We start from the raw sequence: 24,808 nt of genomic DNA on the forward strand, positions 1-24,808 counted from the left end.
GTCAATTCGGAAAACCGGGTGCAAGGTTGGGTCAGGAGGTCATTAAAGCCGGTTTTTGCAAGCCTACCCGGTTTTTTCGGTGGTCAATGAATCGACAAGAAACAAAAAAGAATCCAGACTTTTTTCGGACGAATGCCGCTCAATGACTTTTTTCCGAAGGTTTTGTCCCATCGTCCGACGCTGTACCGGATCGTCGATCAATTCGCCAATCCGGTCGGCCATCGCGACCGTGTCGAGGTAGGGCACCACAAAACCGCCGTCGGTTTCGACCAGTTCCGGCGCTCCGCCCGCTTTCTCGAAGCAAACGACCGGCGTTTCGCTCAGGGCGGCTTCCAGCACCACCAGCGGATACGGATCTTCGCGCGAGCACAGGGCAAACAGGTCAAACCGGGTCGTATACCGGAACACCTCGGGCGTGGGTTCGATGAGCAAGACCCGTTCGCTCAGGCCGGCTTTTTTCAGATCCAGCGCCAGGTCTTCGTAAAGTTCATTGCGCGGCATCCCGACCCAGACGAAATAAATCGGCCGGTCCGGAAACCGGGCGATCACCTGCTGGGCGATCCCGTTAAACAGGTCGTTGCCCTTGCGCCACTCGGCATTGCCGCAGCCGCCGACGATGATGGCCTGTTCCGGAATGCCGTGCTGAACCATCACGTCCGGCAACTGGCGCGCCCGGTCAATCTTTTGCAGCAGGTTCGGGATATCAATGAGTTGAAACGTGCTGATGTGCGCCGGGTCAAAACCGTAGGTGGTCACGTAATGATTCGCCACGGCTTTTGAAACCGCAATCAGCCGGTCGGTATGATCGAGCATGAACCGCAGGTTGTCCGGTTCCGTGTACATCCGAATGGCCATTTCCAGTTCGTGCACGAACAGAATGACGGGCAAGCCCTCCACCAGATCATAAATGCGCCGGTACGCCTTTGAATTCGTAATGGTGTTGACCATCACCAGGCCGATGTTCTGCGCCCGGAGTTCGGCTTCAAAAACCGCCTGCCGCCGTTGTTCCTCACGCCGGTGCAACCACTGCCCGATGCGCAACAGGTAGAGCACTTTGTCGATCCAGCGACCAAACAGTTTCTCAACGGGCCGGGGCCATTTGGAAACCGTGGTCAGTTGCCGGTAGTCGGGTTCCAGCGGACCGTCGCCACACAGCAGCAGGTGGGTCGGAATGTTCCGCTGGTTCAGCAGTTGAAGCAGTTGCAGCAACACCAATTGCGCACCGGCCCGGTTGGCATCGTGGCCGATGAGAAGAATCTTTTTCAATACACTTTATGGCTTGGCACGGGTTTCTTTTCGGCGGGGTTGCCGATGTAGACCCCCCAGGGTTCGGTTGATTTGGTAACGGCCGAGGCCATGCCGACCAGGGTGCCTTCGGCCAGGTGCAGGTAATCCCGAATGGTGCTGTTGACGCCCAAAAAGCAGTACGAATCGACGACGCAGTGGCCCGACAGCACCACGTGGGACGTAAAAAAGACGTGATCCCTGATCTGGCCGTGGTGCCCGATGTGGTTGCCGCTCCACAAAACGACGTTGTTACCGATGGTCGTAAAGGGTTGAATGGTGTTATCTTCGAGAATAAAGCAGTTCTCGCCGATCGGGTTGTTGAAAAGCGTGACCTTCGAACTGACGTACGAGATGAATTCGTAGCCTTTGGCCTTGGCTTCCAGATACACTTTCTCCCGGTTTTTGTTCATTTTCCGGCCGGTCATCGGGGCAAAAAACCTGAATTCCTGCGGAGGATAAAGGGTTTCCACGTCTTCGAAGGCGACAACCGGCAGTCCTTTGAACTCGGTTTCCTTCAGATAATCGCGATTCACCGTAAACGCCACCACCTCGTCTTCGGAGTCGTGCGTCAGGTAAAAATGGGCCAGTTCGGCCGTATCCAGAACCCCAAAAATAACAACCTTTGCCATAAGTATTGAAGGAGTAAGGGAGGAGAGGAGGAAGGGAAAAGAGGTCTGCTCTCCTTCCTTCCAGTGCTCTTCCTTCAGATCAATTCATAGTCGTCCAGCAGCCTTTCCACGGCGGGGATGTCGTTGAACATCAGCACGTCGAGAATCGAAAGCCAGGGTACAAATTCGTTTTGAAACTGCGGGTAAACCACCGGTTTTGACCGGATAAAAAACAGTTCGACGCCTTCGTCGGCAAACCGCTGCCGGTCGTACAGGTCCTGGCCGCCGATCGGGTTGATGTACCGCGTGGCCTTTTCCCGCCCGCAGATGTCCAGAATCCGCGCCTGCGCTTTCAGGTCTTCGTTGCCATACACCGTCGAAGACAGCACGATCTCCGTTTGAATGCCGAGGTATTCGTTCAGGACCGGAAGGCTACCGCCGATCAGGGCGGCAATCGTCCCGGCCTCCAAGTTTACGATTTTTTCCAGCAAGGGATAAACCGTTGTGTAAAAAGGTGCTTTCCGGTACGCCTGTTCGACGGTTTTCAGCAGTTTCGACCGCCATTTCGGATCGTCGCCCAGTTCCACGTCGCGGATGCGCTTGTTCTGACTGGCGTCTTTCAGCGGAACGGTGAACAAATGGTCTTTTCCGTTCAGCAACAGCCGGTTGCGATTGATCCACCCGCGGTTAATGAACGCAACGTCGTCGTAAAGTATAAACTTATCAACGGCTTTCATCAGTTGCAAATAACCGATGTACGGCAGAAAATAAGGCTGCATGATGGCGATGGTCATATCCGTGAGCCGTCCTACTTCAGTTTTCGTAAATAATAATCTTCGCCCGGCACAATCAGGTCGCGCATCGTCGTGTCGGTTCCGAGCCGAAGGTCACCCGGCTGCGGTTTGATGACGTTTTTTGAAAAGAACAGGTAATCAGTTCCTTTTGGAATGGGCTGCACCCCTTTTTCAAAGGGATTAATCGCAATGAGTCGGCGGGAAAGGTGTTTTCCGTACAACGGATATTCAAAATCATCATTGATCGTGCCCAGCGCCACCGTGGCGTTTTCCGGGACGATCTCGTCGAAGCGTTTGTAGGGAACGTAACTGTCGGGCCGGAACATCATCTGAAAATACATTCGTTCGGTCGTGAAAGCCGATGAGCGACCGTAGGCCGGAAAAGGCAGACAGCGTTCGTTCAGAAAAACCGCAAACAGCGCCGAAAGAGCGCCCAGGCCAACCACAACGCCCACGTAGGTTTTCAGAACCACGTTCCCCGGTTTGGCCAGATTCAGCCAGCGATTGGTAAACAGCAGGGGCAGGAACAGCGAACCAAACAGGCCGGTTTCGATGAAATACCGTCCTTTGAACGGATCGTACGGCGCCGAATAGGAGAGGGCCAGAAAGTGCAGGGCAAAGGCCAGTGCCAGGAAAAAATGAACCCGCGACCGCATCACGCCGATCAGGCTCAGAAAAACCAGCGGCAAAATCAACGCAAAACCGATGATGCCCCAGTACGGATTGGCGTTGTAAAACACAAACCGGCGGCTGAATTCAAAGGGCAGAATGGAAAAGTCGGTTTCTTCGTCCAGCCGGAGCTTGGTGACTTCTTCCAGTTTCACCAGCGGTTTTCGCATCGCCTGATTCAGATCGAGTCCCCACTGCGTATTCCGCAGCCCATCCAGATTGATGTGGTCGTAGCCGTAGCGAATAACGTTGCGCGTGCCCTGTTCGAACAGGTTGGCCAGTGGGCCGGCCCGTTCGATCGACTGGTGTTTGAGCGCCGTCGGGGGGCCAATCGGGTGACCAAACACCTGGATGTTTTTCAGGTACCCGGTGGGCAGCATAAACAGACAGACGCCCACTGCAATGGCCGGTGTCAGGTATTTTAGCCGGTTCAGGAAAACCGACACGTTCGGCGACCAGAAAACCGTGTAGACCATAACCACGAAAACCGATGGCAACAGCAACGTAAACGTCACTTTGTGGCCGTAGGCAATTCCGAACGCCATGCCGGTCAGGTACAGATAGCGCACATCGCGGGTTTCGTAATAGGCAAACAGGAAATACAGAACGCAGCCCAGATACGCCGTCAGCACAATGTCCGTTTCGGTTGAAATGGCCTGCATCAGAAAATCGGGCAGGAGCGCGTAACACAGGGCCGCGAAAAAAGCCGCCGTTACCTTCCTGCTGATCAGTCGGGTGATGCCAAAAACCGCCACAATCGCCATCCAGTAGGAGAGGTGATGGATCAGCTTGAACGCATTCTCGAAGCGCCCCGTGATCAGGAACGAATAAATCTGGATGGTGCAGACACTCTTTGGGTAGGTGTCCATGTTCCAGTTGGTGCCGCCGAAATGCCGCATGGTACCGCGCTGGATGTACTGCATGGCCCGGTTCAGGTGGCCGGTCATGCTGTCCCATTCGTTCGGCGGGGTGAACAGAATCAGCAGCAGGTTGGTGACGGCAATGAGGCCCAGCGTTGCCAGCAGGGTGCTGAAAATAAGCTTAAAATAGGGCGTCAGGGATTTGTACCAGTCGCCGAAAGCCAGGCGGTTTTCCCAGAGCATCCGGTTTATCGACCAGGTGCGTCGCTCGATCAGCCGACCGAAAATCAGCCGGAAGACGGTGGCCGTGATGAAAACGGAGAAAGCCCAGGCCGGGGGGCTGGCCGTTAAGCGAAAGTAGGAAAGGCAAAAACCGGTCAGAATGATGCTGCCCGCAAACAGCATAAACGAAACCAGGAGCCATTCGGGGAGTGACCGTCGACTGATACCGGTTGCCGTGTTGCCAATGTAAAGGACAAACAGGACAAACGTGAGCAGGTAAAAGAAGGTCATGGTGGGTGGAAGATATGAGTGAAGAGTGAAGAGTGGTGAGTTGGCTAACGCACTCGCATTCGGCTTGCGTTAGCCAACTCACCACTCTTCATTCATACCTCATTTATGATTTTGCAGATGGATTCAATGATTTCGATTTCCAGATCGGGGTACATGGGCAGGCAGAGAACGCGCAGGGCAATGTCTTCCGAAACCGGGCAGGGCTGGTACGTCTTCAGGAACGGCAGTTGATTTAGCGACGGATAGAAATACCGCCGGGGAAAAACCTGGATTTGTTCCAGGGCGGCTTTCACCGCCAGCAGCCTGGCTTCCGACTCGAAAACCACCGGATAATAAGCGTAGTTATAGGCTACGTTGGGCCGGATGGTGGGCCGTTCCAGCTTCGAAAGGTCCAGCAGCGAGTCGTAGAGGGCAAACCGTTCTTTGCGGGCCTGAATCAGATCGGGCACGCGCGGGAGGTTGCAAAGGCCCATGGCCGCGTGGATTTCTGAGTTCTTGCCGTTGATGCCGTAATCGAAATACTCGTCAAACCGGTGGCCGAAGCTCCGGTACTGGCTCAGTTTTTCGGCCAGGGCCGGATCTTTGCAGGTGACCAACCCGCCTTCGACCGTATGAAACACCTTCGTTGCGTGAAAGCTGCACGTACTGATATCGCCGTAGGCCAGGGCCGACAGCCCGTTGTATTGGGTGCCGAACGTATGCGCCCCGTCGTAAATGACTTTCAGGTTGTACCTGTCGGCAATGGCCTGAATTTCCTCCACCCGGCACAGGTTGCCGTAGACGTGCGTGGCCAGAATCGCTTCGGTATTTTCGGTGATCAGCGCTTCAATCTTGGCCGGGTCGATCGTGAAATCGTCGGGAAGGATATCGGCAAAAACCGGGGTGCAGTTTTCCCAGAGAATGACGTTGGAGCTGGCGCAGTACGAAAACGGCGTCGTGATGATTTCCTTCGTCAAGCCCAGCGCCTTGATCGCCATCTGCAAAACGATGGTTCCGTTTCCGCAGAACAGCAGGTTCTGAATGCCCAGGTATTCTTTCAGCCCGTCTTCCAGTTGCCGGACGAGCGGACCGTTGTTGGTCAGGTAGACGCGTTCCCAGATTCCCTCAAGGTGCTTGACGTATTCTTCGAGGGGCGGTAGGTACGATTTTGTGATGTTAATCATTCAGAATATTTTCTTCCATCATTTCGGCGTGGAACGAGAGTTGCGGGCGGACATAACCCGGCCACTTGCCATACCAGGCCACCCCGTCACGGTAATCAGCGACGTCAAAGATAAGTCCTTCTTCCATATTGTACAGAGGAGTGGCCGTATCTTTTACGATCATCATGGAAACATTGTACGTACCGTCGTTCAGAAAGTGGCCCGGAACCAGGCACTCACCCGAGATAATTCCTTTGGGAAACGACTGCGACTGGGTGCCGACGTTGAAAATACATTCGCCGGTCATGGAATTCAGGTGCAGACTCAGGTTGAGATTGGCCCGGTCCATGAGGTTCCAGTATTCGAACCGAATGCGGAACGGCGTCCGGACGTCAATGAAAAGCTGATCGTCGACGTATTCGGGCAACAGTTCAATCTTTTTGACCCGCACCAGATCATTACCGGGCGCTTCTTCCGGCGTGTTCCATTCCCGGATGAGCCGGGTTTTGGAAACTTTGCTCAGATACGACGCAATCACCTGATTGGTTTCGCCCTGTTCGATCAACTGGCCGCGTTCAAAATACATCGTCCGGTTGCACAGCGCCGAAACGGCCGTCATGTTGTGGCTGACGAACAGAATGGTCCGGCCGTTGGAGGCCACATCCCGCATTTTACCGAGGCATTTTTTCTGAAATTCGGCATCACCGACGGCCAGAACCTCGTCGATAATCATAATTTCGGGATCGAGGTGGGCGGCAATGGCGAAGCCCAGCCGGACGTACATCCCCGACGAATACCGCTTCACGGGGGTGTCCAGAAACTTCTCAATACCCCCAAATTCAACGATTTCGTCGAATTGACGCCGGATTTCTTCGCGGCTCATTCCCAGAATGGCGCCGTTCAGAAAGATGTTTTCGCGGCCGGTGAGTTCCGGGTGAAAACCGGTGCCGACTTCGAGCAGACTGGCCACGCGCCCCCGGATGTGAATGCTACCGTGGGTGGGTTCGGTGATCCGGCTGAGAATTTTCAGGAGGGTGGATTTCCCGGCCCCGTTATGACCCACAATGCCAATCCGGTCGCCCTGTTCAATGGTAAAGCCGACGTCCTTCAGCGCCCAGAAATCTTCGTGCTCGATGCGCTCCCGATCCGGATCTTTCTTGCCGCCAAATACTTTGCTCAATTGTTCGGTCAGGGCATCTTTAATACTGGAGCTGCCCTTCCCCTTTTTATGGTCGATGATGTATCGTTTGCTGATGCCTTCTGCTGTGATGACCGCCATAGCTACCCAGGTTGTAAGTGGACTTTACCGCTGCTGTGATTTGTGATAAAGATAAATTCTTCAAAGCCCGAACTCAGCGGCAAAAACCGGATTTTAAATGTCGTCTACAAATGTATTTTCCCGCTTCCGGAAAAAATACAGGGAAACAACTAGAAATACCCCGATGATCAGAACCGAATTAATAACACTTTCCGGTTTGAAAAATGCATTCTCGCCCAGCAGTGACCATTTGAATCCGTCGATAATGCCCACCATCGGATTGAAGTAATAAATGGGATACCACCATTCACCGGCGTTTTCCTGCACCAGCCGGCTGCTGTAGGCAATCGGACAGGCGTAAAAACCGATCTGAACGATAAACGGAATCAGCTGACCAATGTCCCGGAAACGCACGTTCAATACCGCAAAGATAAGACCAAATGCAAAGGAAGCCAGCAGGGCCAGAATGATAAAGAAGGGAAGGAATAAAATGTGCCAGTCGGGCCAGAACTGGTACCAGATGGCCAGCACGACGAACAACCCCAGCGCCACCAGAAAGTCGATGAAACTCACAAACGACGAACTGAGCGGCATGATCAGCCGGGGAAAATACACTTTCGTGACCAGGTTGGCGTTGGCCGTAATGCTGGTGCTGATCTGGGTGAAGGCGTTGGAGAAAAACGTCCAGATCGTCAGACCGGCCAGAATCATGAGGGGATACGGAATGCCGGGATCCCCTTTCAGTTTGGCCACTTTGCTGAATACGAAAAACATAATCAGCATGGTAATCAGCGGGCGAACCAGACTCCAGGAAGTGCCGAGGATGGTTTGTTTGTAGCGGACCGAAATGTCCCGCATCGATAAAATGTAGAGCAATTCCCGGTTTTTCCACAGGTCCCGCCAGTAATTTTTTTCTGACCGGCCTGGTTCAATAACCACTTCGTGTGTTTTCACAAACTTTCTTCAATGAATGGTGAGTGGGCGCAATTTACAAGGAATAACGCACAATGAAGAATGAACAAATGACAATGAATACGTAGCAAAGAATACTGAACAATGAAAAGCTACTGCCTGAATTCATCGTTCAGTATTCGTTGTTTACTAAAATCAAAATTAGCTCTGCATAATGGTTTGGTACGTCTGGCGGAGGAAAATAAACACCAGACCGAGCATGAGGCCCAGCACCAGACCGGCCTGCATGGCGTAGGGTTCGTGGGATTCTTTGTAGAGCGGGAGTGAAACCGGCTCCACAATGGTGAACAGCGGGGCTTCCTTGATCAAGCTAAGTTTCAGGTTGTCCACGCTTTGCACCGCAGCGTAATAGAGTTGTTGCAGGAAGGTCGAGTTGCGGGTCAGTTTCGACTGCTGCAATTGCCCTTCGGCCACCACCACCTGCTGGTTCTGATCCATGTACCGGGCCAGATTCGAATCATTTCGGCCCAGCACCCGGCCCAGTGAATCCCGGCGGCTAATCATCAGGTCCAGCATTTCCTTGGTCTTCTTATTTTGCTTTTCCGTATAATCCTCCTGGACGGTTTCGAGCAAAACGTTCACCCAGGTGGCCGCCAGCGGCTCGGAGTGCAAACCGGTTTTCAGGGTCAGAAACGAGGATTTCCGGTCGAGCTGGGCGATGGTTGTTTCCCCCTTCAACCGCGTAAAGACGCCATCGAGGGCTTTGTTTTCGAGCCGGGTAAACTCTTTGGGGTTTTTTCCGCGAATAAACCGGAAGTTCCGCAGGGTATCGTCGTCTTCCCACTCGTCATCACGGATGCCGCTGTAGCGGATGTAATAATTGACCATCAGGTCTTTCTGACCCGGAACGGACGTCGTATCGACCTCTTTGAGCAGCGAGCGGGTGATGATGGGCTTGGAAACCACGTAATACATGAAGTTTTCGCCCGTGAAAATGTTGGCATCCGGTGCGCCCCCCGACAGGCCGAACATCCCGGCCAGGTTGCCCAGTTCGCCCATCGGACTCTGGCCCGTTCCTCCGCCGAGGTTGAACGTGATCCAGGCCGTGTAGGTAGGCCGCTTGTCGAGGTTCAGGTCAATGATAAAACCGATGGCCCCGCAAACCGCCATCAGAATGGCAATCAGTTTCCAACTGCGGATCAACTGATTCTTGAACAGAATAACCCGGTTTACGACCTCTTTGGGCGAAATCTGATCGGGGGGCAGCTGATTTTTGTCTGTGTTTCTTGAATCGATGGTTTCCATACGAACTGCTTGACCGTGATTAATTGGCTAATGCTCTAAGGGCCACTAAAGTGGTAACCAAACCGATGATCGAACCGGCAATACCGGTGGTGCTTTGAATAATCTGCAACGGTGTCAGCTCGCCTTTGGTGGATTGGGGAACGATGATTTCGGAACCCGGTTCGACGCGGGGATACACGTTAAAGAACGCAAACCGGCGCGTACGGTCGGCCGAACCGTTGGCATAAACCACATACGCTCGCTTGCGGGCCGAACGGCTGGTAAATCCACCGGCCTGTGAGATGTAATCCTGGAACGTCTGGCCTTTGCGGAATTTGGCCGTCGTGGGCAGCAGCACTTCGCCACCCACGCGTACGGTTTCCAGTTGCTTCGGAATCCGCAGCACGTCACCTTCCTGCAGAATCATGTCTTCCGTCGAGCCCGGACTGTTCAGGATTTTCCGGAGGCTGATGCCGATCTGCTGCTCCTGGCTCTGGTCAACGGCGCCGGCTTTCACCACCGCCTTGGGGCTGTCATCGGCCAGCTCGGTAATGGTTTGCTGCCGCATCTGTTGTTCGGCTTCGCTGAGCTGAATGGTACGCACGAGCGTAGCTCCCTCTGGATAAGCAAATGGAGAAAGACCACCGGCCATTTTAATCAGATCCGAAATCCGCTGATCTTTGGTGATAATCGGGTATTCACCTGGCATAACCACCTCGCCGTCGACGTTCACGAACGTTTGCTCCTGGTAGTTGGGCGACCGGCGCACAATAACCTGATCATACGGAAACAGGGGGAATTTACTGTCAGTGGACTTAATGCTCAGGTCACGGTCGACGTTGAAGCGGAAAATTTCGGAAACCTGGGCGGTTTTGGACGTAATGTCCACGTCTTTTTTCCGGCGAACGACCTCAATCTGCGCGGCTGCCGCCGATTCTTTCAAACCGCCCGCCCGCAGAATCAAATCCTCAAGGGTCATATTAGCCACGTAGGGCGTGGCTTCAATCGGGGTAATGACTTCACCCACAATGCTGATTTCGGCAAATTCGGCCATCTCGAACCGCGACGGAATGATCACCTGATCTTCGCGCTTCAGTTCGACATCCGGTTCGGTGCCGCTGATGATGTTGGCCAGATTCAGCGAAATGTTTTCGATGGCCATGTCGTCGCGCGTCCGGACAATCTGAACCCGACCCGTAAAGGCTTCCCCTTTTAGTCCTTCCGCACTGTTAATGAGTTGCTTTAGGGACTTGTTCTGATCCAGTGAATAAACGCCGGGCCGGAAAACCGCCCCCTGAATACCGACCTGGTTTTCGTAACGGGCCAGCACGGCTTCCACCACCACCTGATCGCCGTCAACCATCACGAAGTTCGGGAATTCGGATTCTATGACATCGACAACTTTCAGTTCGCGGTTCGTAAAGCGCGTCACCTTAACCCGGGCTTTGTAGGCATTGCTCGTGAAACCGCCGGACAGATCCAGCAGGCGGCTCATGGTTTCTCCGGGCAGCATTTCAAAAATGTTGTTGCGCCGGGCTGAACCGTTGATTTCGACGTGCGATTTGAACGGCGCAAACCGGATGTTGTCGTTATCCTGCAGGCGAATGTCGTTGCGCTGGATACCGGTGGTCAGAAAATCGTACAGGTCGAGCGTTGCCGCCACCCGGTTATTCCGAATCACCTGAACGTTCCGGAAAGAACCGATTTCGTTGGGACCACCCGCCTGATAAATGACGTTCATGGCCGTTGAAAGCGAAGAAACCGAGTACGTGCCGGGGCGGATGGCCTCGCCCGTTACCGTTACGCGAATGCTGCGGATGTCGCCCAGCGTTACCACCATGTACGTATTGGCGGCACCGTAGGGGCCATTTTTCAGGCCGACGAAGATTTTTGAAAGGCGCTCAAAAATCCGGGTTTTGGCCTGATCAATCGTTAGGCCCGAAACGTGGATGGGGCCAACGCGCGGCACGTAAATAAAACCGTCGGGATTCACCGTTGTCGGGTAAACCGCTTCCGAAAAACCGTAGATATTGATGTTTAACTGATCGTTGGGACCCACCACATAGCCTTTCGGCGTGGCAATGTTGAGGTTGGGCTGGAAAGTATTGGCATTGGCGGGATCGTTGAACAACTGATACCCAAACAATTTCCGGCGTTGAGCCGCCAGTTCCCGTTCCCGCAACAACTCCTGTTCGGTTTTCTGCTGATCGCCGGCCACCTCCTGGATGGGTTCATCCGTTGCGTTGGCGCTGTTGCCATCGGCGCCAATCTGCTGGCCCTGTTGCAGTTGGGTTCCCGGAACCGTTCCCTGCTGGCCGGCTTGCCCGGCCTGTCCAGCCTGCCCGGTTTGCGTCCGGCCGCCCTGTTGGGTGGTTCCGGTGCCCTGGCCTTGCTGGCCGGTGGGCTGACCCGCCTGACTGCGGGTACCCTGCTGGGTAGCTCCCGGCTGGGTTGCGCCCTGGCTGCGGGGGGTGGTGCCGGTCGTGCCCGGTACCTGGCCCTGGGTCGGACGGGGGACGCCGGCGGGGAGCGTGGAAGGCGCCGAAGTCGGGGCGGACGGAGCCTGAATAACCTGCGCAGTTGCGTTCAGACCCGTGCAGACCAGCAGAAGACCAAGGATGGTTTTGTGGAAAAATTGCATCGAAGAGACGGCGAAAAATTTTGAGCTAAAACAGTGGAAATGTGGAGATTTTTGCATATTTTTAAGAAAGTATACGGCCGCATTCCGGCGCTCAATCTCAGGTGCTTTTTTGTAATATCGGTTGTAAAACGTTCATTGCCGTAATTTAACGCACTTTGCGCTACAAAGTAAACGAACTTTTACTACTTTTTAAACATTTTCTTTTTAAACGATAAAATTTCATATTTTGCGAACAGGGAACAGGCCGTTTTAACGCGTTCCGGTCTTGGTAAAACGGCTCTTTTTCAGTTTCTGACATAAAACCAGTTTTAAAAGTCACATGGACAGTAATCAACAATATACCGAAGACAGCATCCGTTCCCTCGACTGGCGTGAGCACATCCGGCTTCGGCCCGGCATGTACATCGGAAAGCTGGGCGATGGCTCGGCGGCCGACGACGGTATTTACGTTTTGATCAAAGAAGTTATTGACAACTGCATCGACGAACACGTGATGGGCAACGGGAAAGCCATTGACATCAAAGTGAGCGACCACCGGGTGGAAGTCCGGGATTTTGGCCGGGGCATTCCGCTGGGCAAAGTGGTCGATGTGGTTTCCAAAATCAATACCGGCGGTAAATACGATTCGGGCGCGTTCCAGAAGTCGGTCGGTTTGAACGGCGTCGGTACCAAAGCCGTCAATGCGCTTGCGACGTTTTTCCGGGTGCAGTCCTACCGCGACGGCAAAACCGTCTGGGCCGAATTTGAGCGGGGGATCCTGATCCGGCAGGGCGAAGACAGTACCAACCAGCGCAACGGAACCTCCGTGATTTTTGAACCGGACAATACGGTTTTCAAAAATTTCCACTACATCCCCCAGTATCTGGAAAACATGATCTGGAATTATTGTTACCTGAACGCCGGGTTAATGATCAATTTCAACGGTCAGAAGTTTGTATCGCAAAACGGCCTGCTCGACCTGCTCCGCAACAAAACCGATGAAGAAGCGCTGCGGTACCCGATCATTCACCTGAAAGGCGGGGATATTGAAATTGCCCTGACGCACGGCAACCAGTACGGCGAAGAGTATTACTCGTTTGTTAACGGGCAATACACCACGCAGGGTGGAACCCACCTGGCGGCTTTGCGCGAAGCGGTAGTGAAAACCGTGCGGGAGTACTTTAAAAAAGAATACGATGCCTCCGATATTCGGGCGTCGATTATTTCCGCCATCAGTGTTCGGGTGCAGGAGCCGGTTTTTGAATCGCAGACCAAAACCAAGCTGGGGTCCATCAATATGGCGCCGGACGAAAACAGCCAGACCGTTCGTTCGTTTGTGGTTGACTTTGTAAAAAACCAGCTGGACGACTTTCTGCACATGCACACCGAAACGCGCGAAGCCCTCAAGAAACGCATCGAGCAGTCGGAGCGCGAACGGAAAGAACTGGCCGGTATTAAAAAACTGGCGAATGACCGGGCGAAAAAAGCCAATCTGCACAACAAAAAACTCCGCGACTGCCGGAATCACCTGCCCGACCTGAAAGCCGACGACCGGTACAACACCACGCTGTTCATTACGGAAGGCGACTCGGCCAGTGGCTCCATCACCAAGTCACGGAACGTGTCGAACCAGGCGGTTTTTAGTCTGCGCGGCAAACCGCTCAACTGCTTTGGCCTGACCAAGAAGGTGGTGTACGAAAACGAAGAATTCAACCTGCTGCAACACGCACTCGACATTGAGGACGGGCTGGAAAGCCTGCGCTACAACCGCATCGTGATTGCGACCGATGCCGACGTCGATGGTATGCACATCCGGCTGTTGATGATGACGTTCTTCCTGCAATTTTTCCCGGATCTGGTGCGGAACGGCCACCTGTACATTCTGGAAACGCCCCTGTTCCGGGTTCGGAATCCGAAAAACCACAAGGAAACGATCTATTGCTATTCGGAAGAGGAAAAACAAAAGGCCATTAACAAACTGACCAAAGGCGGCAAAAAAGTGGAAATCACCCGGTTTAAGGGCCTGGGCGAGATTTCACCGGACGAATTTGGGTTGTTTATTGGCGACAATATGCGGCTGGAGCCGGTGATCATGGAAAAAGAAACGTCCGTGCCGAAACTGCTCAGCTATTACATGGGCAAAAACACGCCCGACCGCCAGCGGTTTATCATCGACAACCTCCGCATCGAGAAAGACCTGGAGGAAGTGGCGCTGGTGTTGAATTAAGCGGTAGAAGAGTTGTTTCGCGAAGTTAAGGAGAGGCTCCGCTTCCTCTTTTAAACTCCGCTTAACTCCGCGAAACAACTCCTCTAACTCTTCTTCCAAAGCTTATCAGTCAGCACTTCATTCAGCACCTGGTCGCGGTAGTTGCGGCTGATCGGAATCCGGTGGGACTGGATGAAAATCTCGTTGCCTTCGATGCCTTCTATTTTGCGGACGGCCACCAAATAGGATTTATGCACCCGGATGAACGGCTGGCTGACTAAATTCTGCTCTAGATTTTTGAGGTTCAGCAGCGTCATGTATTTGCCTTTCGTCGTGAAAATGGTGACGTAATTTTGCATTCCCTCCACAAACAGAATGTCGTCAAAATAAAGCTTTTCGAATTTGTTGCCGCATTTGATGAAAAAGTAATCCGCCCCGGTTTCCGGTTTTTGCGGGTTGGTCGGGGTCGTTTGCGTCAGGAGCCGGTGGTAGTCTTTCGCTTTGTTGGCCGATTTGAAAAACCGGTCGAAGGTGATGGGTTTCAGCAGATAATCGAGCACATTGAGCTGGAAACCTTCCAGGGCAAAACTCGGATAGGCCGTTGTAATGACCACCAAAGGCGGTTTTTGCACGGTTTTTAGAAAATCGATGCCGCTCATCTTGGGCATCTGAATATCCAGAAAAATCAGGTCGACCGGGCGTTGATCCAGCAGGGTGATGAGCTCGAGCGGGTTTTCGCAAGTGTCCACCAGATGCAGGAAGTTGACCTCCCGCACGTAACTGGCCAGCCCCTCCCGGGCGAGCGGTTCGTCGTCGATTATGACACAATTCATCATGCGTTGTGGAAGGCTTGCAGGGCCGCAATCGGTGCGTACTCGGCTAGTGACAGCTGAAGGTTCACCGTAAAGCGGTTTTTGTCGGTTTGAATCGCCAGCTCATACTGGCCCGGATACATCAAATCCAGTCGTCGCTGGACATTTTTCAGGCCAATGCCCCCGGAATGCAGTAGCTCACTGGCGGTATTCGGCGCGGTGCTGTTGGTCACCCCAAAATCCACAACCTGTTCGTTTAGCGTGAGTTTAATCGTAATCCAATTGGGCTGATCGCTGTGTTTGGAAACGTGCTTGAAGGCATTTTCGACAAAGGTCATCAGGATGAAGGGTGCGATGGCCAGATGATCCGTAAAAACCGGCTCGATCTCACACGTTACGCTAACGTTGGTGTTCTGACGGAGCTTTTCCAGCTCGATAAAATTTTCCAGGTACGCAATTTCTTTGCCCAGCGGAATTTGCTGGTCGTTGCACTCGTAGAGCTGATAGCGCAGCAATTCGGAAAACTTCGCCAGCGACGCCGAAGCCATGTCCGGGTTTTTATGAATCAGGAAAAAAATGGAATTGATGGTGTTGAACAGAAAATGCGGGTTAAACTGGTTTTTCAGAAATTTCAATTCGGTTTCCAGCTTTTCTTTTTCGAGCAGTTGGTGCCGCTGCCGGGTCTGAATCCAGTTTTTGGCCAGTTTGATGCTCATGCCCAGCGTGATGCTGGCGACGGTAGAAGGCAGGGCATTGCCCAGAAACCGGTAAAAACAGTCGGCATCCGAACCGCCACCGTACAGCTCATCCATCGATCGGCCCGAAATGGAACTGCTGAAATAATAGCCGGAAATGATAAACAGCGTGGCGGCCGTAATCGTCAGGAACAGGTAAAGCCCGTAGCTGAAAAACCGGTTTTTCTCCAGGTATTTCGGGATCAGGAAATACAGGTTGAAGTAAACCGCCAGCGCCTGAAAAACGACGTAGAAGCTGTATTTCACCGTAAACGGGAAAAAGAACAGGGAGTGAAACGCCTTAACCGGATTTCCGAGGGTCACTACCCACCAGAGATAATGGTACACAAACCAGAACGGAAGGTGGTACAATTTGTATTTGAGAAACCAGTTCTGGCTGGCCGATCCGGGGAATAAGGCGCTCATGGTCGTTCGGCAAACGGAATGGAAAAACCGATTCAAGGTACGGGAATTGTCTGGTTTTACGCCGGTTCTATCCACGAACGACCGGAAATAATTGACCAGCAGTCACCCCGGCTGGATGACCGGTTCGTTTCGCTGGTAATCCGGTCAGTTGCGGCTGGTTGACGGTTTTTGTGCGGCTGGTCAATTAAATCCCGCCCGTGGTCATTCTGCTTTTTAAGAGGGTTCAGCCGGTTTTTTCTTTGGTGGTGAAGTCTGATCAAAACCGCCATGAAAACCGTCTTTACCAGTCTCCTCCTCTTTTTTCTTTTCCACCCGGCTGTGGGTCAGGTGTCGGGCCTGTTGAACACCGCCAGCGGACAGCCCATTCCGTTTGCCAATGTTCTGCTGCTCAACAGTAGCGATAGTTCGCTGGTGAAAGGGACGCTGACGGAGGATAGCGGACAGTTTCGGCTGGAAACCGTGGTGCCGGGAACCTACCGTCTGCGGGTCAGCAGCCTCGGCTTTCAGACCTGGCACTCCCCGGTTTTTGAATTAACGGCCACGCAGCCGGTCAAAGATTTCGGAACGCAGAGGCTAATGGACGATTCCCACCAACTGGGTGAGGTGGTGGTGCGGGCGCAAAAACCGCTGTACGAACCGACGGCGGAAGGCACGGTGGTCAACGTGGAAAGCAGCATCCTGTCCAAAGGAAGTTCCGCCCTGCAAATTCTGGAACGCTCGCCCGGCGTGGTGATCGACTACCAGAACGGCGGAATTAACCTGAACGGAAAAACCGGGGTGACGATTTTGCTCAACGGAAAATCCGTGCGTATGCCGATTGAGCAGGTAGTGGCCTTGCTAAATGGCCTGAGCGCCAACGAAATTGATAAAATCGAATTGCTCACCACGCCCGGTGCGCGCTACGATGCGGAGGGCAGCGCGGGCATCATCAACCTAGTGCTGAAGAAAAATACCCGGGAAGGCACGAACGGTTCGGTGTCGCTCACGGGCGGTTACGGCTGGGGCGAAAAAGGCACCGCCAGCCTGAACCTGGCGCACAACCGGCAGGCCATCAGCCTGTATGGTTCGTACGCGTATTTGCACGACCGGACCTACAGCGACATGGCCATTGATAGCTGGCAAAACATGCCCGTGCTGGGCGGAAACCTGCACGTTCTGGCGACCGATACCACCAAAGCCACCCAAAACAATCACGATGTGACGGTGGGTCTAGATGTCCGGGCCGGAGACAAAACCCGGTTGGGGGGCAGTGTCAACTGGAACCGCAGTACGCGGGCCAGCACGGATTTTAATGAAGCCAATTACCGGATTCTGCCGGATTCGGTGCTTTTTTTTCGGGGCACGATCAACGGGGCCAACCGCTGGCAAAATGCAATTGGTTCGCTGTTTGTCGAGCGGAAAATGCGGGCGGGCGAACAACTGACCGGAACCTTTGATTACCTCTTCTTCTGGAATCGCAGTCCGACCGAGGTGCGCAGCAATTTTGTGGCCGAAAACGGCGCCCAGGCCGGCAACAACGACAGCCTTTTTGCCCCCCGGCAGCGCGGTTTTGCCAACACCCGCCTTCGGGTGGGCGTGGCTAAGCTGGATTACGTCCGGCAACTCAGCAAAACCATCAAGCTGGAAGCGGGTTTGAAAGGCACGCGAACCCAAAATGGCAGCAGCGCGGGCATCGAAAGCCTGATCGACGGCGACTGGGTGAGCCGGACCGAAACCGCCAACGAAATTGCCATGCACGAGAGCATCGGCGCGGTGTACGCGTCCGTCACTTCCCCAGTGAATCCGAAAACGAATCTGGTGGTGGGGCTGCGGTACGAATACTCCCGGACGCGGATGAATACCCCCCAAACCGCCGAAACCGTCGTGGACCGGAAACTCGGAGCGCTGTTTCCTAGCGTGTTTCTGTCCAGCAAGCTGGGTGAATTTTCGGAATTGCAGTTTTCCTACACCAAGCGGCTCAGCCGGCCTTCGTATACCGACCTGGCTTCGTTTGTCCGCTACAGCGACCCGTCGGCGGTTTATACTGGCAATCCGTTCCTGAAACCCTCGCTGACAAACACGGTAAAACTCGGGTTTACGTACCGAAACTACAACTTTTCGGTGCTTCTCAGCCGGGACGACCATCCGATCGCGCGTCACCAACTGACCGAAGGACCGGCCCGGAACCTGTTGTATATCTCCCCGCAAAACCTCGCCTGGCAGAACAGCCTCACCGTTCAGCTAACGCTGCCGGTTAAAGTGACCGGCTGGTGGGAAATGAGCTACGGGTTCAGCGGTGGGCCCCGGCAGTTCAGGGCTGTGCATCTTCCGCAGCCGGTTCAGAAAACCTATCTGGGATACTCGGCGACGCTCAATCAGTCCTTTAAACTGCCCCGCCGGTTTTCCGCCGAGGTTTCGGGCTGGTTCAATTCGGCTTCGTACAACGGAACGACGCGGGTGGACGCGGTGGGCGCGGTGAATGCCGGAATTAAAAAGGAGCTGAAAAATAACGGCGGTACCCTGCAACTGGCCGTCACGGATCTGCTCCAAACCATGCGCATCCATATTCGGTACGGAACGCTGACGCAGGAAGCCTTTTCGATCAAAAACCACGTTCGCATCGACACCGAATCCCGGGTTTTTCCGATTCTGAAGCTGACCTACACCCGCTCGTTCGGTTCTACTACGCTGAAGCCACAGAGCCGGCAGGACGGCGGATCGCAGGAGGAGCGCAACCGAATCCAGAAGAATTAACGGCTGGTAGCTATTTTTTGGGTAATATTGTACGTTGGATTGCCAGCAATGGCATACGGTTTTTGACCCGTATCCGGTTTTTACCCAAAATTTTCTGAACGTGACGCTCGAATCCCTTCGCACGCAAATTGATAGCATCGACGAACAATTGTTGCACCTCCTGAACCAGCGCATGGAGGTGGTCAGGCAGGTTGGCGAGCTGAAAAAATCCAGCAAAACCGTCATTTACCGACCGGAGCGCGAAAAGCAGATCCTCGACCGCTTGCATTCGCTCAGTAACGGCTTGCTAACCCCGGCTGCCATCGACGCCATTTACCTCGAAATCTTTGCGGTTTCGCGCAATCTCGAAATGCCGGAGCGCGTGGCTTACCTGGGGCCGGAAGGAAGTTTTACGCACCAGGCCGCCGAAAGCCGGTTTGGGGCCATGAGCGAATACCTGGCGCTGCCGACGATCCGCTCGGTTTTTGAAAGCGTGGAAACGGGCCGCAGCCGGTTTGGCGTGGTGCCGATTGAAAACAACCAGGAGGGCGTGGTCAACGAAACCATCGATCTGCTGTACGAAAAAGAACTGCTGATTGCCGCCGAAGCCCAGATTCCGGTGCACTTTACGTTTGCCACCCAAACCGACGTGCTGAGCGAAATCACGCATATATATTCGAAAGACATTGCGTTTGGGCAGTGCAGCAAGTTTTTGCGGGATTATTTCGACGGTTTGCCCGCCGAATTGGTGCCGGTCGAATCCACCTCGAAAGCCGCTAAACTGGCCGCTCAGCAACCCAAAGCGGCCGCTATTTGCTCCAATATTGCTTCCAAATTATTCGGTGTGCCGGTTTTGTTCGACAACATTGAGGACACCGATCTGAATCGGACGCGGTTTTTAATCCTGGCGAAAGATTTCACCAATCAGAAAAGTGGTCACGACAAAACGACCCTGGTGGCCCGCCTGCCAAACACCAACAAACCGGGGGTGCTGGCGAATTTCCTCCAGGAATTTGACGCCCGCAACATCAACCTGACCAAAATTGAAAGCCGCCCGCTGCGCGAAGGGGCAACGTTCCGCTACTGGTTTCTGATCGAATTTGAAGGTCACTACAGCGACGAAGGCGTGCAGGAAATCCTGCAACACCACGGCGCCGATGTCAAATGGCTGGGCAGCTACGTGAAAGCGCTGGGGTAAAAATCAAAGGATGCGTTAGGACGGGACCGTCCGTGGGAGATGAATTGCTTTATGGCAGCCCATTCAACGTTCATCCTTCATCATTCTTTTCTTCCAAACCGCCAGCCGGAATTCGTTGAGAAGGGCGAACCATTCGTGGAATACGATGGAAACGATGGAGCCATTGGCGTGCGGATGATCCACGCCGTAGGCATGGCGCTCGGTTTCTTCACGGAAAGTCCCGAAAAGCCGGTCCCAGAGGATGAGTACGCCACCGAGGTTTTTGTTGTGATAGTCCGGGTGCCGGAAATGATGCACCCGGTGGTGCGAAGGCGTCATAAAAATAAACTCAACCGGCTTCCAGAATTTGTCGATGGCTTCGGTGTGAATCCAGAACTGATGAATAAACCGGACCGTGTGCATCACCAGCAGAATCATCGGATCGACGCCCAGCAGGGGAATCCAGGCCCAGATCAGGAAGGTGCCGGTTAGGTTGCCCGTAAAGCTTTGCCGCAGGTTCGTCGAAAGATTAAATTCGTCGGAGGAGTGATGGACGACGTGGGAGGCCCAGAAAAACCGCCATTTGTGCGACGCCAGGTGCAGCAGGTAATAACTCAGGTCGTCGGCCAGAAACGCCAGCACCCACACCCACCAGGCCGTTCCCAGGTCAAAAAGCCGGTATTGATACACCCAGAAGTAAGCGCCCAGCACCCAGGCTCTGGTCAGAAAACCGACAATGTTGTTGAGCACGAACAGGATTCCGTTGTGGGTGTAATCGCGGGGCGAAACCGTGCGCCTGGTCCGGTATTTCCAGACGAGTTCGAGGACAATGAATACGATAAAAATCGGAAGCAGATATTTGTTCATACCTGTTCGGGCAGCGTTGGATAGAACGCGAAACTACCAAAAACCGCCTTGAATTGATTGACCGCTAAATAAATGCCCTAAACCAGCGGGCTGAACTAGAGCCCCAGCAGCGTTTTGGAGCGCTCGACATCCAGGTGCATCTGGTCGACCATAGCCGCCAGCCCCTCGAATTTTAGCTCGGGTCGCAGGTATTCGATAAACCGAACGGTCAGGTGTTCGCCGTAAATTTCCTGCTTGAAATCGAAAATATACACTTCAATCGTGCGGTGGGTTCCGCCGACGGTCGGGCGGGTACCAATGCTCATGGCTCCGCCCAGTTTTTCGCCTTTGTAGAGTACCTCGGCGGCATAAATCCCATTCGCCGGCACCAGTTTGCTGGGATCATCGACCTGAATGTTGGCCGTCGGAAAACCGATGGTGCGGCCCAGCTGCTGTCCTTTGACGATGGTGCCGCTCAGGCTGTAGGGGCGACCCAGAAATTTGGTGGCGGTTTTCAGATCACCTTCCAGCAGCGCCGTGCGGATTTTGGACGAACTGACGCCCACATCTTCCACGTCCTGGCGCGGAATCTCCTCAATTTCAAAACCGTAGTCGGGGGCGTGTTGCTTCAGGTACTCAAAACTTCCTTCGCGGTTTCGGCCAAAATGGTGGTCGTAGCCAATGACCAGCTTTCTGGTGCCGATTTTATCGACCAGAATTTGCTGAATGAACTCCGCCGACGACAGTTCGGAAAAGGAGCGCGTGAACGGAATCACCACCAGATGATCGACGCCCGCGGCTGCGAGCAGTTCGGTTTTTTCCTCCAAGGTCGACAGCAGTTTCAGGCCCTGGCTGTCGTTGGAGACGACGGTGCGCGGATGGGGCCAGAACGTCAGCACGACGGTTTCCCCTTTGGGGCCCTGCGCGTCTCCGCGTCGGGCGATTTCGGTCAGTCGGCTAATGATTTTCTGGTGGCCCAGATGCACCCCGTCGAAGGTTCCGCTGGTGACAACGGGGTAGGGAATGGGCTGAAAGGTATCGGTTCCGTGGTAAATCTTCATGAAGGTAATGACTCTACAGCACGGCTTTTGCGGATGAACTCATCGACCGTATCGGCGTTTTCAACCCGAAAATCACCGATCCGCGTCCGCCGGAGCGCTTTCAGATACGCACCGTTTTGCAAAAGCAGTCCCAAATCGCGCACTAAGCTACGGATGTAAGTCCCTTTCGAGCAAACAATCCGGAAATCAATTTCGGGAAATCGTTCCGTATTGACTTCAAATACAGAAACCGTAATGGTACGCGATTTAATTCCCCCTTCGACTTTATCGGCGGTTTCGCCCCGGCGCGCGCGTTCGTAAAGCCGCTCACCGTTGACCCGAACGGCGGAATAAATCGGTGGAATCTGGTCGATCACGCCGGTCAGGTGCTGCACCGCCTGCTGAATGGCGTCGGGGGTAATGCCGGAAACGTCATAATCGGCGTCAAACGCCGTTTCCAGGTCAACGGAAGGGGTAGTTTTGCCCAGAACGAGCGTTCCGGTATATTCTTTTTCCTGCGCCTGATAGGTGTCAATCTGCTTGGTCATTTTGCCGGTGCAGAGAATCAGCAGGCCCGTCGCCAGCGGATCGAGCGTCCCGGCATGACCGATTTTCTTGAATTTTCCGGCAAATTTAAGCTTCTTGACCACGTCGAACGAGGTCCAGGTGAGCGGTTTATCGATAAGAATAAGTTGGCCGTCCATAGTTCTGAACTCGGATTATACAGATTAAGGGATTAACTAAGATGATCCGCAATCATTCTAAATCTTTTATATCCTAGTGAATCCTTTAATCTGTGTAATCCGAGTTCAAGACAATTAAGTTCAGAGATCTATTTTTACACCAGCCGCCATCAATCCGAGCAGCAACAAGCCCAGCACAATCCGGTAGTAGCCAAACACCTTAAAACCGTATTTGGTCAGAAAACCGACAAAACCGCGAATGGCCAGCAAACCGACAATAAACGCGACGACGTTTCCGATCAGGAGAATCTGGATGTCGTCGGGCTGAATGGTTTTGTAGGTTTTCAGCAGTTTGTAACCGGATGCGGCTGCCATCGTGGGGACGGCCAGGAAAAACGAAAACTCGGCGGCCTGTTTCCGCGTCAGTCCCTGCGACATGCCGCCGATGATGGTGGCGGCCGAGCGGGATACGCCCGGAATCATGGCAATGCACTGGAAGAAACCAATTTTCAGCGCTTCGGGGAAAGTAACATCGAAGTCGCGCGGGAACTGCTTGAAAATCTTGTCGATGTAGAGCAGCAAAATACCGCCCAGCAGCAGGGTAATGGCCACTACGGTCACGTTTTCAAGGAGGGAATCAATGAAATCGTTGAGTAAAAAACCGATGACGGCGGCTGGCAGAAACGCCACGAAAAGCTTGAAATAAAAGTCGGTGGTTTGCAAAAACCGGCGTCGGTAGAGCACCAGAACCGAGATAATGCAGCCAAACTGAATATTAACCGTAAAAAGCTTGGTGAATTCGGACTGGCTGATGCCCACCAGCGACGAGTAAATAACCATGTGACCCGTTGAAGAAACCGGCAGAAATTCGGTCAGACCTTCAATGATGGCCAGGATAATCGCGTGAAATAAACTCATTGATTCGTGGGTCGGCGCAGGATTGCGAAAAATTCGAGAATAAAACCGCCCATCACAATCAGGGGGCCGACGGTAAGACCCAGGGTGCCGAAGCCGAATTCTTCGGAATCAAGGCTCATGACAATGAAGCCGAACAGGATGATGACCACGCCGATGATCATCAGGGTATAATTGGCGCGTCCGAAGGGGAGTTTACTCATGATTCAATGGTTGTATGGTTAAAAACGGTTGGATGGTTCGTTAGTACAAGTCGTCGAGTGACAGGCGCAGGTAGCGGTGCACGGCCTGGAACGTGCTGATGAGACCAATAATGATGCCGAGAACAATGACGGCTCCCAGCAGAAAGCCGGTTTTTTCGGGTTCCTGCAACGTGACCAGTCCGTCGATGTTCCGCAGGGCCAACTGGAGCAGAACGAACAGCAGCGCTGCGGCAATCAGTCCGCTGATGAGGCCCTGCGTCATCCCGCGCCGAAGAAAGGGGAGTTGGATAAATCCGTTCGTTGCACCGACCAGTTGCATACTCCGGATGAGCAGCCGCTGCGAATACAGCGCCAGCCGGATTGTGTTATTCATCAGTACGATGATGATGACGAGCATAATCACCGCAAAAACCGACATGATGATGTAGATTTTCGTGATGTTTTTGTTAATCTCATCGACGATATTTTCCTGGTAAATGACTTCAAAAACGCCATTGACGCTTTCCAGATCGGCTTTCACCTCCTGAAGCCGGGCTTCTTCAAAATAATCTTCCTGAAGCTTGATGCGGTAACTGTCGCGGAGCGGGTTTTCGTTGAGAAAATTGCTGAAATTCTCTTTCGTATCGGCCATGAACTCTTTGGCGGCCACATCCTTGCTCACAAAAATTACCTGCGGAGCTGTGCCGTTGTAGAGCACATACGGTTTTTTGATCACTTCGGCGTTGAGCTTGTTGAGCTTATCCGCATCCAGATCTTTATCCAGAAATACCCGGACCTCGTTATTTTCGCGGATGTACCGCACCAGTTTTTTGGATTGCAGCACCAGCATGCCGCAGAAACCGATCAGAAACAATGCCGAAGTCAGGCTGAAAAGAATCATCCCGCCCGGATACGCACCCACTTTCTTTTTTGCCATACGAATCAGAATCGGGAAATTGCGGTTCGCAGACCGACCCTGAGCACAAAAATACGGATTTTGCCCGAACAGCAATTCATTCCCGGTCCGGGAGCGGGAGATTTAGGAAAAATTAAGAGTTCGGTGGTTGAACGACAACGGACCCACGGCCTTCAGTCTGTCCAGCGCCAACCAATTACGTTCTCCATTAA

General features: G+C 53.5%; 20 protein-coding genes. 3 read left to right on the forward strand and 17 right to left on the reverse strand.

Features of this window, described 5'->3' with window-relative positions:
- Positions 1-63 precede the first annotated feature (63 nt).
- The 9 genes from ACYVHX_RS17605 to ACYVHX_RS17645 form a co-directional block, all read right to left on the reverse strand.
- Entirely contained in the window at positions 64-1,266 is a 1,203-nt protein-coding gene (locus tag ACYVHX_RS17605; protein WP_460672986.1) for a glycosyltransferase family 4 protein, read from the reverse strand.
- Positions 1,263-1,916, reverse strand: coding sequence for an acetyltransferase (locus tag ACYVHX_RS17610; RefSeq protein WP_460672987.1), 654 nt, complete (start codon positions 1,914-1,916; stop codon positions 1,263-1,265). Before ACYVHX_RS17610 ends, ACYVHX_RS17605 begins: the two co-directional genes overlap by 4 nt.
- Before the next feature lie 74 nt (positions 1,917-1,990).
- Complete coding sequence (locus ACYVHX_RS17615; RefSeq protein ID WP_460672988.1) at positions 1,991-2,689, reverse strand: WbqC family protein; 699 nt, start codon at positions 2,687-2,689, stop codon at positions 1,991-1,993.
- A gap of 14 nt (positions 2,690-2,703) precedes the next feature.
- Positions 2,704-4,731 (reverse strand): ArnT family glycosyltransferase, encoded by a 2,028-nt coding sequence (locus ACYVHX_RS17620; protein ID WP_460672989.1) that lies wholly within the window; start codon positions 4,729-4,731, stop codon positions 2,704-2,706.
- A gap of 92 nt (positions 4,732-4,823) precedes the next feature.
- Positions 4,824-5,894 carry a DegT/DnrJ/EryC1/StrS family aminotransferase gene (locus ACYVHX_RS17625; protein ID WP_460672990.1) on the reverse strand — a complete coding sequence of 357 codons (1,071 nt, stop codon included), beginning with the start codon at positions 5,892-5,894 and terminating at the stop codon, positions 4,824-4,826.
- The gene (locus ACYVHX_RS17630; RefSeq protein ID WP_460672991.1) at positions 5,887-7,152 is read right to left on the reverse strand and encodes an ABC transporter ATP-binding protein; all 1,266 of its coding nucleotides are present in this window, start codon (positions 7,150-7,152) and stop codon (positions 5,887-5,889) included. Before ACYVHX_RS17630 ends, ACYVHX_RS17625 begins: the two co-directional genes overlap by 8 nt.
- Before the next feature lie 93 nt (positions 7,153-7,245).
- Positions 7,246-8,085, reverse strand: coding sequence for an ABC transporter permease (locus tag ACYVHX_RS17635; protein WP_460672992.1), 840 nt, complete (start codon positions 8,083-8,085; stop codon positions 7,246-7,248).
- Positions 8,086-8,244: 159 nt separating this feature from the next.
- The gene (locus ACYVHX_RS17640) at positions 8,245-9,348 is read right to left on the reverse strand and encodes a hypothetical protein (protein WP_460672993.1); all 1,104 of its coding nucleotides are present in this window, start codon (positions 9,346-9,348) and stop codon (positions 8,245-8,247) included.
- Between the two features lie 19 nt (positions 9,349-9,367).
- Positions 9,368-11,968 (reverse strand): polysaccharide biosynthesis/export family protein, encoded by a 2,601-nt coding sequence (locus tag ACYVHX_RS17645; RefSeq protein WP_460672994.1) that lies wholly within the window; start codon positions 11,966-11,968, stop codon positions 9,368-9,370.
- 319 nt (positions 11,969-12,287) lie between these two features.
- Here ACYVHX_RS17645 and ACYVHX_RS17650 point away from each other — a divergent pair, with 319 nt between their 5' ends.
- Positions 12,288-14,174, forward strand: coding sequence for a DNA topoisomerase IV subunit B (locus tag ACYVHX_RS17650; protein ID WP_460672995.1), 1,887 nt, complete (start codon positions 12,288-12,290; stop codon positions 14,172-14,174).
- Positions 14,175-14,257: 83 nt separating this feature from the next.
- Here the strand turns inward: ACYVHX_RS17650 and ACYVHX_RS17655 are convergent, their stop codons facing one another.
- Positions 14,258-14,989: a LytR/AlgR family response regulator transcription factor gene (locus tag ACYVHX_RS17655; protein WP_460672996.1), complete on the reverse strand. Its 732-nt coding sequence runs from the start codon at positions 14,987-14,989 to the stop codon at positions 14,258-14,260.
- Positions 14,986-16,125 (reverse strand): sensor histidine kinase, encoded by a 1,140-nt coding sequence (locus tag ACYVHX_RS17660; RefSeq protein ID WP_460672997.1) that lies wholly within the window; start codon positions 16,123-16,125, stop codon positions 14,986-14,988. The genes ACYVHX_RS17655 and ACYVHX_RS17660 overlap by 4 nt, the downstream gene beginning before the upstream one ends.
- Positions 16,126-16,392: 267 nt before the next feature.
- Here ACYVHX_RS17660 and ACYVHX_RS17665 point away from each other — a divergent pair, with 267 nt between their 5' ends.
- Complete coding sequence (locus tag ACYVHX_RS17665; protein ID WP_460672998.1) at positions 16,393-18,858, forward strand: TonB-dependent receptor domain-containing protein; 2,466 nt, start codon at positions 16,393-16,395, stop codon at positions 18,856-18,858.
- 100 nt (positions 18,859-18,958) lie between these two features.
- The gene (gene pheA / locus ACYVHX_RS17670; RefSeq protein ID WP_460673196.1) at positions 18,959-20,035 is read left to right on the forward strand and encodes a prephenate dehydratase; all 1,077 of its coding nucleotides are present in this window, start codon (positions 18,959-18,961) and stop codon (positions 20,033-20,035) included.
- A 63-nt stretch (positions 20,036-20,098) separates the two neighbouring features.
- Here pheA and ACYVHX_RS17675 read toward each other — a convergent pair whose 3' ends face one another.
- The 6 genes from ACYVHX_RS17675 to ACYVHX_RS17700 all read right to left on the reverse strand — a co-directional run bounded on the left by ACYVHX_RS17675 (position 20,099) and on the right by ACYVHX_RS17700 (position 24,623).
- Complete coding sequence (locus ACYVHX_RS17675) at positions 20,099-20,881, reverse strand: sterol desaturase family protein (RefSeq protein WP_460672999.1); 783 nt, start codon at positions 20,879-20,881, stop codon at positions 20,099-20,101.
- Between the two features lie 95 nt (positions 20,882-20,976).
- Positions 20,977-21,921 carry a bifunctional riboflavin kinase/FAD synthetase gene (locus ACYVHX_RS17680; protein ID WP_460673000.1) on the reverse strand — a complete coding sequence of 315 codons (945 nt, stop codon included), beginning with the start codon at positions 21,919-21,921 and terminating at the stop codon, positions 20,977-20,979.
- Positions 21,918-22,604: a tRNA pseudouridine(55) synthase TruB gene (gene truB, locus ACYVHX_RS17685; RefSeq protein ID WP_460673001.1), complete on the reverse strand. Its 687-nt coding sequence runs from the start codon at positions 22,602-22,604 to the stop codon at positions 21,918-21,920. The genes ACYVHX_RS17680 and truB overlap by 4 nt, the downstream gene beginning before the upstream one ends.
- A 120-nt stretch (positions 22,605-22,724) precedes the next feature.
- Positions 22,725-23,501: an undecaprenyl-diphosphate phosphatase gene (locus tag ACYVHX_RS17690; protein WP_460673002.1), complete on the reverse strand. Its 777-nt coding sequence runs from the start codon at positions 23,499-23,501 to the stop codon at positions 22,725-22,727.
- Positions 23,498-23,701, reverse strand: coding sequence for a DUF3098 domain-containing protein (locus ACYVHX_RS17695; protein ID WP_460673003.1), 204 nt, complete (start codon positions 23,699-23,701; stop codon positions 23,498-23,500). The genes ACYVHX_RS17690 and ACYVHX_RS17695 overlap by 4 nt, the downstream gene beginning before the upstream one ends.
- A gap of 40 nt (positions 23,702-23,741) precedes the next feature.
- Entirely contained in the window at positions 23,742-24,623 is an 882-nt protein-coding gene (locus ACYVHX_RS17700) for a cell division protein FtsX (protein WP_460673197.1), read from the reverse strand.
- Between the last annotated feature and the right edge of the window lie 185 nt (positions 24,624-24,808).

The sequence above is a fragment of the Larkinella ripae genome, assembly GCF_054780775.1.

Excerpts from the sequence above, each read along its gene's own strand:
- ACYVHX_RS17610 (WP_460672987.1), bottom strand. The coding sequence starts at position 1,916 with ATGGCAAAGGTTGTTATTTTTGGGGTTCTGGATACGGCCGAACTGGCC.
- ACYVHX_RS17615 (WP_460672988.1), bottom strand. The coding sequence starts at position 2,689 with ATGACCATCGCCATCATGCAGCCTTATTTTCTGCCGTACATCGGTTAT.
- ACYVHX_RS17620 (WP_460672989.1), bottom strand. The coding sequence starts at position 4,731 with ATGACCTTCTTTTACCTGCTCACGTTTGTCCTGTTTGTCCTTTACATT.
- ACYVHX_RS17625 (WP_460672990.1), bottom strand. The coding sequence starts at position 5,894 with ATGATTAACATCACAAAATCGTACCTACCGCCCCTCGAAGAATACGTC.
- ACYVHX_RS17630 (WP_460672991.1), bottom strand. The coding sequence starts at position 7,152 with ATGGCGGTCATCACAGCAGAAGGCATCAGCAAACGATACATCATCGAC.
- ACYVHX_RS17640 (WP_460672993.1), bottom strand. The coding sequence starts at position 9,348 with ATGGAAACCATCGATTCAAGAAACACAGACAAAAATCAGCTGCCCCCC.
- ACYVHX_RS17645 (WP_460672994.1), bottom strand. The coding sequence starts at position 11,968 with ATGCAATTTTTCCACAAAACCATCCTTGGTCTTCTGCTGGTCTGCACG.
- ACYVHX_RS17650 (WP_460672995.1), top strand. The coding sequence starts at position 12,288 with ATGGACAGTAATCAACAATATACCGAAGACAGCATCCGTTCCCTCGAC.
- ACYVHX_RS17655 (WP_460672996.1), bottom strand. The coding sequence starts at position 14,989 with ATGATGAATTGTGTCATAATCGACGACGAACCGCTCGCCCGGGAGGGG.
- ACYVHX_RS17660 (WP_460672997.1), bottom strand. The coding sequence starts at position 16,125 with ATGAGCGCCTTATTCCCCGGATCGGCCAGCCAGAACTGGTTTCTCAAA.
- ACYVHX_RS17665 (WP_460672998.1), top strand. The coding sequence starts at position 16,393 with ATGAAAACCGTCTTTACCAGTCTCCTCCTCTTTTTTCTTTTCCACCCG.
- ACYVHX_RS17675 (WP_460672999.1), bottom strand. The coding sequence starts at position 20,881 with ATGAACAAATATCTGCTTCCGATTTTTATCGTATTCATTGTCCTCGAA.
- ACYVHX_RS17680 (WP_460673000.1), bottom strand. The coding sequence starts at position 21,921 with ATGAAGATTTACCACGGAACCGATACCTTTCAGCCCATTCCCTACCCC.
- truB (WP_460673001.1), bottom strand. The coding sequence starts at position 22,604 with ATGGACGGCCAACTTATTCTTATCGATAAACCGCTCACCTGGACCTCG.
- ACYVHX_RS17690 (WP_460673002.1), bottom strand. The coding sequence starts at position 23,501 with ATGAGTTTATTTCACGCGATTATCCTGGCCATCATTGAAGGTCTGACC.
- ACYVHX_RS17695 (WP_460673003.1), bottom strand. The coding sequence starts at position 23,701 with ATGAGTAAACTCCCCTTCGGACGCGCCAATTATACCCTGATGATCATC.